The following is a 19,693-nucleotide window of genomic DNA, read 5'->3' as shown; positions in this document are numbered from 1 at the left end:
GATCTTTTTCTCTAAATCTGATTGTGCTTCGTTGCTCATAATTACTATCTGAATAAAATTAATAATTTAAATCTATTCAGACAGAGTTCAGTTTACACCCTCGATTAAAGTTGAAATCGAGGGTTTCAACAACATTATTACCTTGTATGATATCAACAGCAACAGACAAAGAAGCATCATTGCTATAATTGTCTATATTTAACGTTTCAATGGCTACCGAGACCGTTCCTGATTTCTCATGGGTGAACGACTTTAATACCGAGCCCGGAGCTGCTGTCCCGCCTGTTCCGTATGACTCTTTTTCGTAGGCATCATAATTTACGGAAATATCTATTTCCGGAGACTCTTTTGATACTATACATTTTGCTATCAGATGTTGGCCATTATATCCCCACAAATATGCATTATACAGTTCGTCATTCTTTAGAATTCCCCGTATATTACCAAATGAGTCGTATCCACTATAATTTAATTTGGCGCTTGATATTCGATTGTTTTTTGACGTTAAAATTTTAAATTTCGGCTTTAAAATATTTCCGTTGAATAAACTATAAGTAAAAACTTCTTCCTTTCTAAGTTTTTCGTCTACATAATCAGATATTGTGGTAGGTATTCCAACCATATTTTTTTCCATAAAATGGAGATAAATTGGATCCTCGGAAATCATCTCATGAACATATTTATATTCAGTAAGATATGTCGTTCCGGTATTATATATTATTTCTTTTGATTTTAATTGGTTAAATAAATTATAATTATAATTCATTTCATTTATTATAGTCTTATCATCGAAATATTCATAAACTACTTTTTTCTTTAGATAGGGATAAAACGTATAAATAGGGTATGCTATTTCAACAGAATTCGATGGGTCTAAACCTAAATAGAGTTTTTTTCTTACACGAGCGTACTCATTATACTTATCTTCATCGTCATTATAAAAATAGCTCATCTGCTTTATCAAATAATTATTTTTATCAAAATATTTGGTATTTAATAAAAGTCCTCGTTCTATATTTAACTTACCAAATGCATAACTCTTTTTCCTTTTAATTATTCCACTAAGGGGATCAGATATAAAAAGTGGATCCTTATCTAAATAACCATTATCAGAATTAGAGTACGTATATACGGTGTAACCATTTCCTGTTATTTCCTCTTTCACTTCCGAATAAGTAATATGGTTTCCATTGGTAGTATTCGAACGAGAAATCGAATTTGAACTAAAAATAAATTCATCACCTCCATCATATTCTTCATAATACGATGGTCTTCCCATTAAAACCCCCGAAGAAGTTCCCCCTCCATTCATACTATTATTTTTATAATAATACTTTTTCTCTATAAGCTCCCCATCACTGGAATGCGATAAAATTTTACTCACCCGTAAGCCACCGGCTATTTCATTTATATTCAAATTCTTTATAGAAATAGGATAGGTATATTTAACCTCTTTACTAAAATCATTGGCTTCAAAAAAAAATTCAGTATAACCACCCGTAGGATAAATTATTTTCTGTAACATTTCAGCTTGCATTAATACCGGGTTTGTCTGGCGCGAATCATAATATTGATCTAAATTAGGGATATCCATAACTCCTTGAAAAATTTCGTTATTCCAAAAATTCGTTCCATTATAATATCCCCAATGATCCACTTCTCCTGAATCATAATCTGGTAGTTTTAAGTTGTTGTATTCAAATAAATAAAGCCCTTCTGCATTCTCAAAGGTGTTCTTTCCGTAAAACTTTATTTCTCTTAACTTCAAACGTTCTGAAGGATTTTCTATGTAAGAAAATCCAAATTTCATTTTTGTTTTATTATTATATCTGACTTCTAAAGAAGTTAGCTTTTTATGCTCCCATATATTATTATAATTATCCAAATTTGATGATGACTTATATAATTCAAATGTAAGTTGTGTATTTCCCCCGAATGTCCCCTCTATTTCAAGATCATTAGCTTTGGAAGAATTAAAAATGCATTCAACTCCATTATCTAAGACGATTTTTTTAAGAATCGACGAATTAATTAAACTTTGGCCTTTTACATTCCTATTATATGAATGTAGATAAGGTCTTGGAGCGTAAGCCCTATACCTCGAAATTCTAGTGTTTACTACCTGATTTATTGAGTAGTATTTTTCATACTCAAAATTCACAACTCTATTCGACGAAGAAATGATTTTCTTTAGGTGCCATGCGGTTGAAGTTATCCCTTGAGTGATTTCCTCTTCTGTATTATATGTAATCATTGATTCTGGTCCGGGAGGGCCAGTTGAGTTATACGGAGCAACCATTATTGGCAAAGGAGGCCTTGAGAATTCTATGGCATCTTTATCTCCTCCAAAAATGTATTTAGTACCATCCTCTGTAATGATAGTAAAACCTGTTATAGTTTTTACTAATTGCAAATGAGAACCATTAATATCCTCTAATAAATAGTCTTCTTCTATATTAGGAATTATTCTCATGCTTCTATTATAACTACCTTTCACTACCCATTCATTTTCATGATTTAATAGAAATGTTCCTGAAAAACCTAGGAAATTGAAACTATATTCACCTGGAATAATTGAATTATTAGATAGCTCTTTAGTAATCCAATCATCTCCTTGCAACTCTTCGTTATAGTCGAAATAGCTTTTAGGAGATTGTAGTCCACGGTACACATACTCATCGTTACCAGATTGCCTTCTGATAGCCCCTCCCACATTCAATGACATATTAAGTCCTACCCAACTAGGTTGAGAATATACCTTACATCCACTACCATCATACAGAACCTCAATTGGTATCTTAATATCTCCACACTTCACTTCTGTTAACCCTAAATTTATTTCTGGTACTCCTGTAAAATGAGACACAGGAATTTCTCCAAACCTTCCTAAGTTCATTACATTAGGACTGGCGATTGACTCTGTAGGATCTGTGGGATCAATTTGAGAAAAGGAAATTTGTACAATAAAGAATAAAAAGAAATATTTTTTCATATTTAAAAAACAATTAAGACTGAGACTATTTAATAATTTTTGGTATTCAAGTACACAAACCTATATTTATATAAGAAGCTTAACTACCTCTAAATCTATATTCAATTAGAAAATGTTTAATTTATTTTTTTAAGGCTTTTATGTATTCATGCTGTTGAATAACATAAAGCGTCAACTCCTCCACCTTTTCAAGTAACTTCAGGTTCATTTCCTTCAGGTTTACCCCGTCTGTTTCCATCTCTTTGGCAGAAGGAATCCCGGGTAAATGGCCATTCTTTTCAATGAATGCCTGTACGTCTTCCAGGGAACGCAGGTTATAGTCTTTCTTAAAAACATAGTCAGGTGCTACGGCTCCGTTAAGATCTACCTTGACTTCCCGGGTATGGATATTACCTTTTACGGTAAGTTTGGCATCGGGAGACACGGTACCTATCCCTATATTACCATTCCTTTTTATAACCATATTATCCGTGGCTCCTGTCTCATCAACACTGCCAAACTTTATATCCCCGGCTGCCGTACCTATACGGATGGTCTGGGAACTGTATATTTCATTAGGATCTATAATCATAGCATTGCTATTATCCTTAATCGTCAGGTAGCTGTTTGAAGGGTTCCATTTTGCCCCGATGGTTCCCGTATTATTCACTTGCAACTTGGCCTCCGGGGAAGTGGTTCCTATACCTACATTGCCGGAAGCCGGGAAAGTATTGGTCTGGGCATAAAAAGTAAAAGGGAGCAAAAGGAACAAGACCCCCACCCTAACCCTCCCCACGGGGGAGGGGACAAATACTGATATTTTTTGGAGTGTGTTTCTCATATTACGGCTTTTTAAGTGCATCGATTTCTTTACGGAGCTGTTGGTTTTCTTCCAGGATGGTTTCTATTTGTTTTTGTTGTATATCCATCATTTTTTGCTGCTGAATAGCATACAAAGTCAGTTCTTCAATCTTTTGCAACAGTTTAGCGTCCATTTCTCCCAGCAACACCCCGTTTTCTTTAACTTCTCTGGCACCGGGAATATCCTTGAGATGACCTTTTTCCTTGATGTGGGCCTCCACTTCTTCGAGGGTAGGCAGGTCATAGTCTTCTTCGAAGACGAAATCGCTCCAACCGTCCAGGTCTACTTTAACTTCTTTGGTGTGGATATGCCCGTTGACCGATAATTCCGCATCGGGATTCGTCGTGTTTATCCCTACCCTCCCTGCATTATTGACTATGAAAGGAATATGATCCAGGGTCCCGTCATAGTTACGATCGGTCCTGACCGCAAAAGCATCTTTGGCATCATTACCGTAAATATCCACTACAAAGTGTCCCATGTTTCTGCCCCTGATCCCGGCAGCCTCATTGGTTGCTCCGGGATTGAGATCGGTTACGAAAAGTCTGGGGCTGATCAGGGTTCCGCCGGATCCTCCAAGCCGTAAGTTTCCCTCAACATCCAGCATTTCTTCAGGAGCTGTGGTACCGATCCCCACCTTACCATCATTCTCCACGGTAAAGCGAACTCCCTGATTGGCTGTATAGGTCCCACTGGATAACCGTAAAATCGGTCCGGTCCCTTCCTGGTTTATATATACCGGGGCTCCTGAATTATTCCTGGTGAAATGATGGTAATCGGTATTTCCCTGTGGAGTACGAAAATATCCGGTGTAGTTCTGGGTATACCCCGTTAGGCCGGAGAAAAGAACACAAATAGTTAAAAATCGTAATTTTTGCTTCATCTCTGCTTTATTGTTGTTGTAATAATTTATCCAGTTTATCTTCCAGTACTTTTATTCCGGAATTCTCTTCTTGCAATTTTTTTATTTGTTTGTCCTGATCGAGGATATACAAGGTCAATTCCTCGATCTTCTGCAACAGCTTCGCATCCATCTCTCCCAGCAACACCCCGTTTTCTTTAACTTCTCTGGCACTGGGAATATCCTTGAGATGACCTTTTTCCTTGATGTGGGCCTCCACTTCTTCGAGGGTAGGCAGGTCATAATCTTCTTCGAAGACAAAATCGCTCCAGCCGGTTTCTACTTTAATTTCCTTGGCACGTATATTGCCATTCACAGCCAGCTTCCAGCTGCCCGGGTTCAGCGTACCGATACCTACACTCCCGTTAACTGCCAAATGTGTACCTACAGGTATTCCTGACGACACGGGGTAACCGATCCCCACTCCTCTGTAATGGGTTTTATTTCCCACATCCGGTTGCAGATGCATACTCGAATAATATTTACCATAAGTCAATACTGTATTATGCCTTGCAAGCAGCCATACTCTCCTGGCATTTAATGCCCTGGCATTCCCGATCTCCAAACCATTGTTATAAGCACTCCAAAGCTGCATAATATTTCCCCTTTCTGTCGTAGTAGGGTACGCTGCATCTCCCGAAGGCAAGTGTATGCTAAGTGGCGCTTTTGGAGAACCTGTTCCGATTCCCGCGTTTCCCGATGCCGGAAAAGTGTTGGTCTGCGCATAAAAAAACCAGGGAAATAATCCGAGGAATAGCCCCAAAACTGCTTTACACGGGGTAAAGCGGTAACAACTGTACTCCTGTTTGCCTATTTTTTTGATCATCATCTTTATATTTTTATTTCTTGAGATTATCTATTTCTTCCTGTTGTTTCTTATTCTGGAGCAACAGTGTTTCTATCAATTTTTGTTGCTGAATCGTGTACAAGGTCAACTCCTCGATCTTCTGCAACAGCTTGGCGTCCATTTCTCCCAGCAACACCCCGTTTTCTTTAACTTCTCTAGCACCGGGAATATCCTTGAGATGACCTTTTTCCTTGATGTGGGCCTCCACTTCTTCCAGGGTAGGCAGGTCATAGTCTTCTTCAAAGACAAAATCGCTCCACCCCTCCAGGTCTACCCGGACTTCCTTGCTGTGTATGACGCCGTTAACGGCTAAAGGGGAATCGGGTGACATGGTGCCTATACCTACATTTCCCTCATAGAATAATGTTCCATTTCCGGACTCCCATCCGTCAGAACCGGTCACCTGGTACAAGCCTTCATAAGGAGATGTCGCCTCCGGGTGAATAAAAAACAATTCGGATACACCCAATCGGCCATCTCCTGCCGAACCGGTATAAAACGTATACCGGAGTTTGATATATCTTCCGCTTTGAGCGACCTTGGCCACAAAATCATTTCCGTTATAATCGGTCCCGGAATAATCTGCCAGAACACGCCAGCCATTTGGTGTACCGAATGTATCATATCCTTCGATCTTAAAACGGACTGCTCCCCAATGACGGGTTGACCATCCTACCCATCCTCCGACCTGGGTATGAACAGCTGGTAATCCCTCGATAAGGATTACTGTCGGATCAGAAAAACCCGGGGGTGTTGATGTGTAGTTTACCGTTAGTTTTCCATCAAACAACCTGGCTGTCGGCAACGAGGCCGTACCGGTCTGTGTTACGGTATACCGGTTCTCTGCACGGAATAAAATATTGTGTTCGAGACCTACGGGATTTCTGTTTGTGGTAATCACCTGCGCATAAAACGAAAGAGGTCCCAGCAAAAGAAATAATAAAATTCTTTTCATAGAAGTACGGATTTATATGATGAATATGATCTTTTAAAAAAAATACAAAGCCAGGCCATGTCCGGATGGCGGAATGGCTGTTACGGTCTGGCTGCTGTTCATTATGCGGGGGAAGAATAAAAAACAGTGGTACAAGCACGATAAAATTCGGGGGAAGTGTAATTTTTATTTCATTAGCCGCTACGGTTGGTTTTTAAATGAGTTAGACGGTGTTTAATATACTTTAGGAAACAGATTCTTTGCTATGGTTCATGTTACTTTTACGCCAAAAAATTGTAAACACGATAAAGTAACCGTAAAGAAAAAACATTTGTGGGTTAACACAGCGGATATCCTGTGAGCAATTCCAAAAGCTAAAACTACTTAAAAAAACAGTTGTACAACCGTTATAACCCGCCCCTTGAAATCCGTACGACCTGTATGTAACTCCTCATCATTCGTTTTTTCTCCGTTTCAAATAAACGACCTTTTCATCAAAAAACCTTACGGAAACCCCTATTTTTTTTCACAGTGCATTTTTCTCTTCTTTCGCTACCCCATTGCACCGTTCCGTATAAATACGGAATATCCTATTTGGTATGATCTACGGATAGCCACTTCCGGATAAATCCCGCTATTTGTAATACATACCCGGGAAGATCATGTAAAACAACCTAAAATACTGACCATGGAAACCATAGCTGTCACTGTGCCGTTAGCGGCACGTTATCAAAACGAATTTATCAACATAGAAAAAACATCCTGTACAATTGCCCTGCCTCTCGAGCCAGGATCGCACACCGCGGTTTCCGATCCGGTCCGGATCGGTAGCCTCAGCCTCCTGAACAATCCGGGCATTACAGCACAACTACAGGTATCGTATGAGTATGACAAGGACCGTAACATACTCACGTTGTACGGCACCACCTATGTCTCGGAACAGTCTACACGCCTCAAAACATATCTCGAAGGCACTGACGAATACTGTTTACAGCAAATGGACGGGTGCTATACCGGGAAAAACCGGGAGCAGGACTACAATGCTCAATGGAACTACACTTCCCCGCTCACACCGGGGCTCGAAGAACATTTTAAAGAAATCATCCGGGATGTAAACCATATCGTTTTCCGGGCTGCAAAAACGGTAGAAGGACTTACCATCCGGGTAAAAACCCCACCGCCGCAACTCACGCAGACAGCATACAAAAACCTTCTGCTGGTTTATAAAAACGGGATATTCCAGGGATTGTACGACCCGGAAAAACATTATGATGACAACTTTACATTCAAGTCCATACAATCGGTCTGGGGTGGTACAGTGCATTTTTATTACGGCGAAAACTTTGCGAACGTTATCGGAAGTACGCCCGACCCGAAGATAGGAGGTAATTCCTGGCTCGGTCTATGGCGGAACCAGTTTGGCAACCCAACCATCTGTACCTCCTATCAGTATGGCGGTTTCCAGTGCAATAACTATCTCGTCGGGGGACATATCATTCTCGGAAAAAAGGCCAGTGTAGTTCCAAGAGGATCCGACAGCGTCTATATCATGCCCATCTGCAATGCACATAACAATAATGATAATGTCTACATGGCTGCCCTTCAGTATCTCGATGGTATCTGGTTAAAAAATTATCTGAATTAAACCACAATACCTCACTCCTGCCATAGGACCGTAGCCGGGTGAACCGCCTTCTCTACCCCGATCAACGTCCCTTTTTCCACTCCGTGGTGAAGGGACGTTCCGTTTTCAGAGGTTTCCCTGTACCCCATTAAACTATAGCAGGAGCACACTCCACACCAAACACATAAGTATAAACTTACACATCAAACAAGTTAAAACCTATTTAAATACTTTGCTAAAACGTTTTAATGCTTATTTTTGATTCCATTAACCTCAAAAACCCAAATCTTATGAAAACGTTGCGTATGTATCTTATCCGGGCATTTTTTGTATCCGGTGTACTTGCCGGATGTGCTAAGGCAGATCCGGACGAACCCGGTAATCCCGACCATCCCGGGAGTGTCCTCCAGGAAACCGATGTTACCGATCAGGCTGTCATGCAGGTAAGCCTGGAGAACGATCTCGGGGAAAACAGTGCCGAAGGTTCTCCGAAACTCATAGACAATGACACCCTGACCAAGTTTCTCGTACAGGATATCGGGAGCGGGCTCACGGTAACTTTCGAATATCCGGAACCCGTACAGGTTGCTGCATACGAGATTACTTCCGGGAACGATGCGGATTACCGCGATCCGTTGATCTGGACCTTCAGCGGGTCCGACGACGGACAAAACTGGGCGACCCTCGATGAGCAGGCCTATGAAGCCTTTGCCAACCGCTACCAGACCAGGAGATATTCGTATATCAACCCAACGGGCTACACCTACTACAGGTGGCACATTACCAGGCTATACGGGGGCAGTGAAATGTTCCAGGCCTCGGAATTCCGACTGTTCAGCATACCGGAAAGCGAACAGGTGATCAGTCCCTTTTCGGAAACAGACACCTTACAGCAAGGCGATCTTACCCTGCTTTTCGTCAATAAGTCCGAAGGTTTCCCGGTTTCCCTGAAGGAGGATATGATCGGGACTTTCTTTACCAATTACCCGTTACTGATGCAGGATTTTAATCCAGATGCTCAGAAAACAGTAGCCTTCCGCATAGAACCCAGTTATAACGGTGTAGCTTATGTATTCGGCGGATTTGCTACGTACGGTACGTCATATATCACCAATAATCCGCAGGACACCGATGTTGTTACCCATGAAATCATGCACCTGGTACAGTCGTACGGAGGGAATTCCCCTTCCTGGATCAGTGAAGGTATAGCCGATTATGTCCGGTATGTATACGGACTCAACAACCAGGCCGCCAACTGGAGTCTGCCTGCGTATAGTCCCAATCATCATTACACCGATGCCTACCGGGTTACCGCACGTTTCTTCGCCTGGCTGGAAAACCGGTACGAAGGTATTATCCGGGAGCTCGACAGCCAGCTGAGAGCCGCTCCTTACCAGGACACATTCTGGCAAAATTATACCGGAAAAACGGTAGATGTCTTATGGCAGGATTACAGCCAGGATCCGGACCTGTAACTTAGGGTAAGAAATACCTTTTTAAAATACCCCCGACAATTGCCCGGCACACGGCGAAAGAAATCATCATCTTTCCCGCTACCGGGCTTTTGTTTATTACGGAGTACTTTTCCTGCTTCCGGATCAAACCAAAACTTAAATCCTCCCTCCTGTCATCCTCTCCTGCTGCCTCCGGTGCCTGTTCATATATCCCACGTAGCATCCCGGAAACATTACCATTTAACAGCTTAAAACATTCCTTAAAAAAATATAGTGCAATCGTATGCATTATCATAATCCTCTATACCTTTGCAGTCAAAACCGATACGCGACTAACAAACCGGGAACTATGTCTTTTAACACTGTTTTTTCTGCTGCGAAACATCATTCCAAATTACAGATTGCCGGTTTCGTGTCTTTTACGTTCTTCGGTTACCTTGGTATAGGACTTCCGCTGGCCGTTCTCCCGATTTATATTCACAAGACGCTCGGCTTCAGCGAAATTGTCGCGGGTATTGTGATCAGTCTTCAGTATATATCTACGTTTATCGTCCGTGGGATATCGGGCAAACTCGTAGATACCAGGGGGCCAAAAATAGCCGTGGTTTTAAGCATGAGCGGTTTTCTTTTCAGTGCCCTGCTGATGTTCTCCGCTTTCGGAAGTGAAGCCGACAGGATGCTCTGCCTGGTATTACTTGCCGTAACCCGTCTTATTACAGGATGCGCGGAAGGTATGATAGGCGCCAGTCCCATTAACTGGGCCATGCTGGTTGTGGGCGAAAAACATACGGCTACTGCCATTTCCTATAACGGTATTGCCAGCTACGGTGCCCTCGCGCTCGGTGCTCCGCTCGGTGTACTCATAGCCGGGCACTGGGGGATTGCATATATCGCCCTATGGATGGCTGTGGCTGCACTGGCAGGATTAGTGGTAGCGGTTTCCAAAAAAGCAATCACCGGAAACTTTCAGGCCAAGCCCATACCCTTTTTCAAGGTCTTCCGGCTTGTGGCTCCTTTCGGGATATGTCTGGGCCTTGCCGGACTCGGTTTCGGGGGACTTTCTAACTTTATCACCCTGTATTACGATCATTTCAACTGGTCGGGAGCCGCATTATGCCTGAGCGTGTTCAGTATTTTATTTATCCTCGGACGCCTGTTTTTTGCCAACCAGATCAACCTGCGGGGCGGACTACGGGTTGCCTTTTTCTGTCTGATCACCGAAATGACCGGGCTTGCCATACTTTTCCTTGCCCCCCACCCCCATGTAGCGCTGATTGGGGCTGCTATCACGGGATTGGGATTTTCCCTGGTATTTCCGGCCCTGGGTGTGGAAGCCGTGAGGCTGGCCCCGGCATCCAATGCAGGTGCGGCCCTGGCATGTTACGGACTGTTTATCGATATTTCCCTCGGAGTTACCGGTCCGCTCGAAGGTACGGTAATCAATATCTTCGGGATGAAATATCTCTTCCTGTTCTGTGCACTGGTTCTCCTAATGGGTGTCATCATGGTGTGGAAACTGATGCAGCAGAAAAAATAACGGATGCCGGCCGTAATGGCTATAAAATGGTTGTAAAGGTTTGTCCTTGGCGCTGTATTCCGGAAACCCAAAAAGGCTCAGTTGAAGGACATCCGGAACTGTAATGGTGAAATACTGGTTTTCTTTTTAAACAGTTTGTGAAAAGATTGCGGGTATTCAAATCCCAGGCGATAGGCGATCTCAGCTACGGACAAATTACTTGCCGTAAGGTATTCCTTGGCTTTTTCTATCAGTTTTTCGTGAATGTGCTGTTGTGCGTTCTGCCCGGTCAGTGACCGTAGCATATCACTCAGGTAATGCGGGGTTACCCCGAGCTCCCCGGCCAGGTACTCCACGGTGGGTAATCCGTTCTGCAACGTTTTCTCCCTGTTAAAATAATTATGCAGCAACTGCTCCATCCTGATCAGGATATCATGGCTCACGGCTTTTCGCGTCATGAACTGCCGCTCGTAAAAGCGATTGCTATAGCTCAGCAGCAACTCGATCTGCGAAATTATGATAGCCTCGGTATGCCGATCGATATGCTGGTATTCTTCTTCGATATTCAGGAAGATTTCTTCGATATTTTTCTCTTCTTTTTCCGAAAGGTGAAGCGCTTCATTCACGGCGTAGGAGAAGAACCCGAACTCCTGTATATCCGAGGCAAGCCGGTGGCCCAGGAGAAAGTCCGGGTGTATCTGCAGCGCGTAGCCTATACCACACTCTTTGTTGATGGCATTGATTTCTTCGATTTCAAGCGACTGGATCTGCCTGGGTGCTATGAAGTTCATAACACCCCGATCGTAATCGTAGTAATGCCGTCCGTATTTTACCCGGGCCTGTACATTCCTTTTCATGGAGATACTGTAAAAACCGGTAAAAAACCGTTGCCAGACCGGGGTGTACCGAAAACGCATATCGGACACCCTGATAAGGCTCACCAGTGGATGCAGGGGCTCAGATAAGGATAATAAACGGTGAAACTGCGATATGGTAGCTATCTTTTCGGGCATACTTTTTATTTGATGTTACGAAGTTAGGGATTAATCTGTTATGGTCATCGCCCTCATCTGCTTACGAAAAGCTTCGTTCCCTATCTCCCGTTGCCTGGCATACATCGTTCTGGCATCTTCTCCGGCTATATAACGAACCTGGTCTTTTCCGTCCGTTGCAGCTTCGTAGACCACTTCGGCTATCTGTACCGGCTCGGCAGCATCCTGCATCATCTGTTCCATCGTGGAAAACAGCTTTTCTTCCATACGGCTATATGCAGGAAGGGATCGGGTATCGAGAGAACGCCCTGAAAAATCGGTAGCTATAGCTCCCGGGGCAACGGTTTTGATGCCGATACCAAATGTTCCCAGTTCATACGACATGCTTTCCGACCAGCCTTCGAGGGCAAACTTGGTGGCGTGATACACCGATCCCAGCGGAAAGGTCAGAAATCCTCCCATAGAGGTTGTGGTGATAAACAATCCTTCTCCTTTCTCCCGGAAATACGGTATAAACGCCTTGGTTACCCGTAAAACGCCAAGCAGGTTGGTATTGAGCTGTCTGACGATCTGTTCGTCGCTCAGCGCTTCCACTGCACCGATAAGTCCGTAACCCGCGTTGTTGAAAACAACATCTACAGCACCGGCAGCCAGGACCTGCTGTACAATTTCCGTAATCTGTCCGGAGTCACAGACATCAAGCTTCAACAGGGAAACATTGTCCAGTTTACGAAGTTCTGTTTCGTTTTCCGGGTTGCGCATGGTAGCTATCACTTTCCATCCCCTCGACTGAAACAGAATGGCCGTGGCTTTTCCGAGTCCGGAGGAGGCTCCCGTAATAAAAATGGTCTTTTGCATTGTTTTGTATATTAAAGATTACACTGCAAAATTGGTAGAAAAGACCACAGGAAAAGTTTCCAAAATGAAGTTTATGGTATCCGGAATACCGGTGAAACGCTCCTGCAACGGATTTACATCCCGTTTTTTTCTGTGAGGTACTTCCAATAACGCCTGGGCACATGTCGCAGGTGAAGTTTCATATTCCGCCGCGATTCGATATTGGTACTCTTGAAATACTGTTGCCACAACTGCTGAAAATGCTCATCGCGTTCGTCGAGTGTAATAGCTATATGATGAGGAGACAACGCATCTTTTTCGGCGGGAGTGAGCTGTACTTCCGCCACGGTATTGCCATCGTACCACAAACCGTATTTTCTGCGTGCGTCATAAATGAGCCAGGGCTGGTCTGCATAGCGTCTTTTAAAAAAACCGGAGATCAGTGGTAATACATTAAAGTCGGGTTCCACTATGGCAAAATACATCCCGTCACTACTCTTCTGAAACCGGATAAAAGCCTTCATACGGTGACGCTCACGGCCCACTTTTTTGAGGGTTTGTGCAAAGAAGATCACATCATTGTCCCCGAAATCGAGCATAATTTCCGGTCCCGTATCAAAAATACGCAGGATCATACGAAAAGCTGCCTGCCAGGCTTCGGGATCTTCGGAGAGATATACCCGGAAAAAATCCATCGCACGGTTGCTGTCCAGTTTTTTCCGCAATCCGCGCTGTACGCGTTTTGCCTTTGCCGCATCGGTAATCACTTCCCTGTTGTCCCTGAAAAAATCGCCCGTAAAACGATCGGAAGTAATCGGTGTCACCGAAAATTCGCGATGCTCGAAACTCTCGAATACGCACGTCAGAAACCCGGCATAACTACCGTCAAACAGGTAATACATAATCAGAACAGCGTTAATTGTCCCGTGGGCAGTTTTCTCTTATACGTACTGTTCCCGTTTTCCAGGATACGTTTTTTAACGTGGTCCATAGCCATATTTCCCAGGGTAAAAGGCGTATCGGCACATACCATAAAATACCGCGCCCGGTTAAAGGCAATACCCATTTTACGGATCTGGTATTCGCGTAACTTACCGAATTTCCGGGCATTGACGATCTTCATGGCAGACTGCCTGCCGATTCCAGGAATACGGATAATCATCTTATAGTCGGCCTTATTGATATCTACCGGGAAAAAATGCGGATTGCGGAGAGCCCAATCCAGCTTGGGGTCTATATCCAGTTCGAGGTTTTTATGCCCGGGATGCAGTATTTCATCGAGTTTAAAATCATAAAAGCGTAGCAGCCAATCCGTCTGGTACAATCGGTTTTCCCGGATCAGTGGTGGTGCGCTACCTATTTGCGGAAGTGCCTGGTGTTCGTTATTTATGGGGATATATCCGCTGTAATACACCCTTTTGAGTTTGTAGTTCTTATAGTATTCATCGGCGACATTCATGATCTCGAAGTCCGATTCGGGTGTGGCGCCGATGACCATTTGCGTGCTCTGCCCGGCCGGAACAAAAGAAGGTACGTGCCTGATGAGTTTCGACTCTTTTTTGTACGACTGCATTTGTTCGTTGACAAAGGCCAGCGGTTTCCTTACGGACTCATGATCTTTTTCCGGGGCCACCATTTTCAGTCCGGCTTCGGTAGGAAGTTCCAGGTTAATACTCATACGGTCGGCATACAGCCCGGCTTCACGGATCAGTTCTTCACTGGCCCCCGGTATGGTCTTCAGGTGGATATAACCGTTATACCTTTCCTCGGTTCGTAGTTTCTTTACGATTCTCAGCAGCCGCTCCATCGTAAAATCGGCATTTTTAAAGATTCCGGAACTCAGAAAAAGTCCCTCGATATAGTTTCTCCTGTAAAAATTCATCGTCAGGTCCACCACCTCTTCTACCGTAAATGCCGCACGTTTTACATCGTTACTTTTACGGCTCACGCAAAAAGCGCAATCGTAGATACAATGGTTAGTCAGCAATATTTTCAGCAGCGATACACAACGTCCGTCCTCGGTATAGGTATGACAGATCCCCGATGCCGAAGCATCGCCTATTCCTCCTTTGTTCTTTCGTTTACTTCCGCTCGAACTGCAACTTACATCGTATTTTGCCGCATCGGCAAGTATCTTCAGTTTTTCTTCTATCCTGCTCATTATCTGCCTGTTGTTTTGCAACCTTACCTTAAGATATCCGTTCTTTTAACGGTGTATAAAGTTCCGGTAAATTAATCATTTTTACGGTCAGTAACCTGTTAAAATTAATATACGGATCCCCTGACCGGATGTCGGAATATGAAGTATCTATAATACCTGAATGTTTTCCGGAAATACTGTTATGGTATGGACCGAAAAGAGAAAACCTATTTTTTTCTGAAGAGGGCCAGCAGTTTTTTTACCCCTCCCACAATGAGAACCATAACAATCCCTGCGATCACCCCAAAGACCAATTCCCGGACAAGTACGGGAAGCCCCGGTAACAGATGGTGCAACGCATCGATATGGTGTATAAAAATTCCGCCCGAAACCAGGATAAGGGCAATGGTACCGATAACGCCCAGCAAACGGATAATTACGGGAAGTGCTTTTATCAGCAGGTTTCCCAGCCAGGAAAAAAATCCCTTGTCCCCGGAACGCCTGACGAGTTTGAAACCGGCATCGTCCATCCTTACAATAAGGGCCACAATGCCATATACCCCTATTGTGGCGATAAAAGCCACCAGGGTTACGGTAATGGCCTGCACGGTCAGGTTCCTGTGTTGCACCGTGCTTAGGGCAATAATGACAATTTCTATGGACAGGATAAAATCGGTCACTATGGCCGATTTTATCTTGGCTTTCTCTGCTTCAGGACCTTTTTTTTCCTTTTCCGCGATCACCTCGTGCGGCTTTTTATGGCGGTGAAAGAGAAATTCCACAATTTTCTCCATCCCTTCATAAGCCAGGTAACACCCTCCTACAAGCAGCATTATAGTAACCGCCACAGGAAAAAAAGCATTAAGTGCCAGTACTACGGGAATAATAATAAGCTTGTTCACAAAAGAACCTTTGGTGATGGCCCAGAGTACGGGCAGCTCCCTGGACGACAGGAATCCGGTGGCTTTTTCGGCATTCACCGCAAGGTCGTCTCCCAGTATGGCTGCAGTTTTACGGGTAGCCACCTTACTCGTTACCGCAATATCATCCATCAATGCCGCGATGTCATCCAGCACCGCAAAAATACCTGAAGCCATATTTCCTGTTTCTTTTAGGAAATAAAAATACTATTTCCGGACGAATATATCGGTTAAACTTTGAAACATCACCTCTTTTCGGTTTTCAAAACGATATGCACAGCCCCTATTACAGCATTCACCAAGTATCCGGTCGTGGAAATCTTCCGCACCGCCGTCTCCCTATCTCACGGATTCCGGGTATATCTTATCCGGATATTTCCGTTTAATTTTATCCCTTTATAAAACTTTGCCCTTTCCGGCGTTATTACTGAAGCTACTGCGATCTCCCGAAAAAGGATGATATCACAGCAGGTCTACTAAAACACACATATATGGCAACATTCGAAAGCGATACATTTTTCCGGGTATTGTTTTCCAGAGAAGAAGACACCCTCCTGGACTACCTGAAAAACCTGGACGGAAGTATTCCGGCGGAACAACTGGATAAACTCTTCCACACCATTATACAGAACAAATACTGGCATACACTCGAATATGGTATCACACAGCACAGGATAGAAACCGACCTGTTCGAATACGAGTCGTTCGCCCGTACACCTGTACACACACTCCTGGTTCCTCTTTTTCTCAAAGAAGAAGACTGGCAGGTCTATTTGCCGCTACTGGGCCGTTTTCTCCGTAATATCGATGACATTGACGAAGAAGTTGCCGGGCATAACCTGTTGTCGTATGCCATAGAAAACAAATCGCCCTTACCTGTACTCAGGGCCCTGGCCGATGCCGGCATAACCATGAATTACCGTTCGCAATACGGTCTTACCTACCTGCACCAGTATTGCCGGCAATTGCGTATGCCTCCGCCCGACGCTATGGAGACCTTGCGGTTTCTGCTGGATTCGGGCGTAGATATCAATGCCCGCACCGTAGCACAAACGACCGCTTTGTTCCAGGCCGTCGAATGCGCTCATATTCCGGCAACAAAGATGCTCCTCGAAAACGGGGCCGATGTTAACCAGGCAGATACCAAAGGAATTACGGTTTTTTATATCGCTGCGGTACATCAGCAAAACCCGGAAATGTTCAGATTACTGCTGGAGTACGGCACCCCCGATGTCACCCACCTTACCCGGGAGGGGGAAAATCTGCTCAACGCTTTCCTGAGGTTTATACAGCCCAATACAGGGTCTCTGGAGATCCTAAGGCTCCTGCTTCTTAACGGGGCTTCGCTTACCGATACGTCCATGTACTACCATAAACCCAAATCGGGTATAGACTGGGTTGCGGAAAAGCCATCGGAGATACTCGCTTTTCTGCTCGATGAGGGTGCTATGGCTGTCAACGACCGTGACAATGCCGGAAACACCATACTCATGAAGGTGTGCGCATACCCCAGTAACCACGAAGAGCCGAAGGCTAAAGACAGTTACCGGAAAGTAAAAATGCTCCTGAAAAATGGAGCGGACCCCGAACTGGAAAACACAGAAGACAAGAAAGCCGTGGATTATGCTATGGAAGACCAGTTGAAAACAAAGATCGTTCAAGTATTATTAGGAAGATAACCATACTATTATGTCTCATTCATTTATCATAGCCTGCGAGGGCGGTAAGAGAAAAATTGCCGAAATCCTGATCGAAAAAGACCAGGTCGACGTCACCTATACCGACGAGAAAGGACGTACAGCCCTGCATTATGCCGCATACCAGGGCTACACCGATATTGTAAAACAGCTTGTCGCTGCCGGAGCGGATATCGACTACGAAGACCATAACGGGGAAACGCCGTTGTACTTTGCCGTGCTCAACAAACAGAAACAAACCGTACTACAGCTATGCGATGCAGGGGCAAAAACGACAATCAACGATTTTGACGGCAACAGCCTGTTGCATATCGTAGCCCGTACCGGCCAGCAGGATATCGCCCAAAAACTTATTGCCGACGGGCTCGATGTCAATGCCCTTAACAAAAACGGGATTCCACCGCTGTTGATTGCGGTTAAACACCGCTTTCCTCCCCTGGTAAAACTACTGCTCGACAACGGTGCCGATGCGGATTTTACAGATGCATCAGGCCAGACCGCCCTGGCCATCGCCATCCAGGCCAATATGGTTCCTGTCGTAAATATGCTTCTCGATAACGGGGCATCGGTAAACCTCGCAAACGATCTCAACGAAAGTCCGCTTTTACTGGCTGCCCGTTCCGGGAACCGCATCATCGCGGAGAAGCTTATTGCACAGGGAGCGGACATTTTTTCCGGGTCCAGGGAAGGGATCTCCCCGGTCTGGTATGCCGTAGGAGCCAACCAGAAAGAACTGGTCGATATTTTTCTGCACAAAGGACTTTCCCCGGATTATGCCCGAAGTACCGATGCCTGGGACGGCAAAGACGGCCATTATATCAATATGCTTATTTCCAATACGGGGACACGTACCTTTATCCTCGGTTTTGAGCCGCACTATGCCGGGGAAACCCTGCTACAGACGGCTACCAAATCGGGCTACCTGTCGCTCGTCAAATTATTACTCGACCACGGGGCAGATATAAACAAACAGGATGCTTCCGGAAATACGGCCCTGCATTACGGGGCGGCATACGGAAAAAAAGATACCGTACGGTTCCTGCTTACACACGGGGCTCATACCGATATAGCCAATGTCCTGGAACAAAAACCTATCGATTATGCCAACATGAAAGGGTATAACGAGATCACGGCCATACTCATCGACTTCGGCGCCAAAACCAATGCCGTAGAAGAAGGGCAGACCAAAGTGCAGGAAGTACAGAAGCCTGCTCCCGCTGCTATGGATATGTCCGAAAAAAAGAAGGCCCTCTTTGACCTCAAGGAGCTTCTCGATGCGGGGATTATCACGGAAGAGGAATTCCGGGAACAAAAACAAAAGATACTGGGCACATCATACTCATAAGGATGTAGCCACGGATACACCGATCGTAGAGATTACGGCATCCGTGGCTACCTTACCTACCACAAAAACGACCAACAATACGGGCTATCCGGTTTTTTCCTTTTCGTCCTTCGGTTCTTTTTTGTGCCAGTACGATGCCAGTACCGATCCGGTAATGTTCATCAGCGGACCGAATATCGCAGGGGCCAGACCCATCGTGGCGATCTTACCCACAGAATGTGCGATACCCGATGCCAGGCCACCGTTCTGCATACCCACCTCTATGGCCACCGTACGCGCATCGCGCTCCGGTAACCGGAACAAACGCGCATACCAGTACCCCAGCGTATAACCGAAAAGATTGTGAAACAATACCAAAAGCAGCAACACCAAACCGATATCCAGAAGACTATCGCGACCCGCAGCTGTGATCACTACGATAATCAGCGCTATCCCCGCCATGGAGACCACAGGCATCGCACGGTCCAGCCACTTCGCCCTACCGTGCAAAAGCCGGTTGAAAATCAGACCCGCCCCGATAGGGATAATGATCATCTTAACGATGCTCCACATCATGGCCAGCACATCGATGGCTATAAACTCCCCCGCAAGTAACTTCATCAGTACCGGGGTCAGGAAAGGCGACAGCAATGTGGCGATAGACGTAATGGTCA

The 19,693-nt window shown here is 44.7% G+C and carries 16 protein-coding genes; 5 read left to right on the top strand and 11 right to left on the bottom strand.

What is annotated here, in order from left to right; translation table 11 throughout:
- Positions 1 to 76: 76 nt before the first annotated feature.
- The 5 genes from BT112_RS20905 to BT112_RS20885 all read right to left on the bottom strand — a co-directional run bounded on the left by BT112_RS20905 (position 77) and on the right by BT112_RS20885 (position 6,536).
- A complete protein-coding gene (locus BT112_RS20905; RefSeq protein WP_072319403.1) occupies positions 77 to 2,992 on the bottom strand; it encodes a hypothetical protein in 2,916 nt (971 codons plus the stop codon).
- A 121-nt stretch (positions 2,993 to 3,113) separates the two neighbouring features.
- Positions 3,114 to 3,812: a tail fiber protein gene (locus BT112_RS20900; RefSeq protein WP_072319402.1), complete on the bottom strand. Its 699-nt coding sequence runs from the start codon at positions 3,810 to 3,812 to the stop codon at positions 3,114 to 3,116.
- Between the two features lies 1 nt (position 3,813).
- The gene (locus BT112_RS20895; RefSeq protein WP_072319401.1) at positions 3,814 to 4,716 is read right to left on the bottom strand and encodes a hypothetical protein; all 903 of its coding nucleotides are present in this window, start codon (positions 4,714 to 4,716) and stop codon (positions 3,814 to 3,816) included.
- A 7-nt stretch (positions 4,717 to 4,723) separates the two neighbouring features.
- On the bottom strand, positions 4,724 to 5,563 hold the full coding sequence (locus BT112_RS20890) for a hypothetical protein (protein WP_139276332.1): 840 nt from the start codon (positions 5,561 to 5,563) through the stop codon (positions 4,724 to 4,726).
- 10 nt (positions 5,564 to 5,573) lie between these two features.
- Positions 5,574 to 6,536, bottom strand: coding sequence for a hypothetical protein (locus BT112_RS20885; protein WP_072319399.1), 963 nt, complete (start codon positions 6,534 to 6,536; stop codon positions 5,574 to 5,576).
- A gap of 667 nt (positions 6,537 to 7,203) precedes the next feature.
- Here BT112_RS20885 and BT112_RS20880 point away from each other — a divergent pair.
- The 3 genes from BT112_RS20880 to BT112_RS20865 all read left to right on the top strand — a co-directional run bounded on the left by BT112_RS20880 (position 7,204) and on the right by BT112_RS20865 (position 11,130).
- Positions 7,204 to 8,160 (top strand): hypothetical protein, encoded by a 957-nt coding sequence (locus tag BT112_RS20880; RefSeq protein WP_072319398.1) that lies wholly within the window; start codon positions 7,204 to 7,206, stop codon positions 8,158 to 8,160.
- 269 nt (positions 8,161 to 8,429) lie between these two features.
- The gene (locus tag BT112_RS21530) at positions 8,430 to 9,614 is read left to right on the top strand and encodes a basic secretory protein-like protein (RefSeq protein WP_175545852.1); all 1,185 of its coding nucleotides are present in this window, start codon (positions 8,430 to 8,432) and stop codon (positions 9,612 to 9,614) included.
- A 328-nt stretch (positions 9,615 to 9,942) separates the two neighbouring features.
- Positions 9,943 to 11,130: an MFS transporter gene (locus BT112_RS20865; protein ID WP_072319396.1), complete on the top strand. Its 1,188-nt coding sequence runs from the start codon at positions 9,943 to 9,945 to the stop codon at positions 11,128 to 11,130.
- A gap of 77 nt (positions 11,131 to 11,207) precedes the next feature.
- Here the strand turns inward: BT112_RS20865 and BT112_RS20860 are convergent, their stop codons facing one another.
- The 5 genes from BT112_RS20860 to BT112_RS20840 all read right to left on the bottom strand — a co-directional run bounded on the left by BT112_RS20860 (position 11,208) and on the right by BT112_RS20840 (position 16,175).
- A complete protein-coding gene (locus BT112_RS20860) occupies positions 11,208 to 12,122 on the bottom strand; it encodes a helix-turn-helix domain-containing protein (protein ID WP_072319395.1) in 915 nt (304 codons plus the stop codon).
- 30 nt (positions 12,123 to 12,152) lie between these two features.
- A complete protein-coding gene (locus BT112_RS20855; RefSeq protein ID WP_072319394.1) occupies positions 12,153 to 12,959 on the bottom strand; it encodes an SDR family oxidoreductase in 807 nt (268 codons plus the stop codon).
- A 113-nt stretch (positions 12,960 to 13,072) separates the two neighbouring features.
- Complete coding sequence (locus tag BT112_RS20850) at positions 13,073 to 13,840, bottom strand: TIGR03915 family putative DNA repair protein (protein ID WP_072319393.1); 768 nt, start codon at positions 13,838 to 13,840, stop codon at positions 13,073 to 13,075.
- 2 nt (positions 13,841 to 13,842) lie between these two features.
- Positions 13,843 to 15,099, bottom strand: a complete 1,257-nt coding sequence (locus BT112_RS20845; protein ID WP_072319392.1) for a putative DNA modification/repair radical SAM protein — start codon at positions 15,097 to 15,099, stop codon at positions 13,843 to 13,845.
- Positions 15,100 to 15,305: 206 nt separating this feature from the next.
- Positions 15,306 to 16,175, bottom strand: coding sequence for a DUF808 domain-containing protein (locus BT112_RS20840; protein WP_072319391.1), 870 nt, complete (start codon positions 16,173 to 16,175; stop codon positions 15,306 to 15,308).
- Positions 16,176 to 16,489: 314 nt separating this feature from the next.
- On the opposite strand from BT112_RS20840, the gene BT112_RS20835 reads away from it, so the two are divergent.
- Both BT112_RS20835 and BT112_RS20830 read left to right on the top strand, forming a co-directional pair.
- On the top strand, positions 16,490 to 17,677 hold the full coding sequence (locus BT112_RS20835; protein WP_072319390.1) for an ankyrin repeat domain-containing protein: 1,188 nt from the start codon (positions 16,490 to 16,492) through the stop codon (positions 17,675 to 17,677).
- Between the two features lie 10 nt (positions 17,678 to 17,687).
- Positions 17,688 to 19,040 (top strand): ankyrin repeat domain-containing protein, encoded by a 1,353-nt coding sequence (locus BT112_RS20830; protein ID WP_072319389.1) that lies wholly within the window; start codon positions 17,688 to 17,690, stop codon positions 19,038 to 19,040.
- 84 nt (positions 19,041 to 19,124) lie between these two features.
- On the opposite strand, the gene BT112_RS20825 is transcribed toward BT112_RS20830, so the two are convergent.
- The coding region (locus BT112_RS20825) for a bile acid:sodium symporter family protein (RefSeq protein ID WP_139276331.1) at positions 19,125 to 19,693 on the bottom strand (569 nt) is incomplete at its 5' end.

This window comes from Sinomicrobium oceani, from assembly GCF_900119185.1.
Taxonomy (GTDB): Bacteria; Bacteroidota; Bacteroidia; order Flavobacteriales; family Flavobacteriaceae; genus Sinomicrobium; species Sinomicrobium oceani.
Note: the sequence above shows the minus strand (reverse complement) of the source record. Positions and strands in the feature narration are given on the sequence as shown.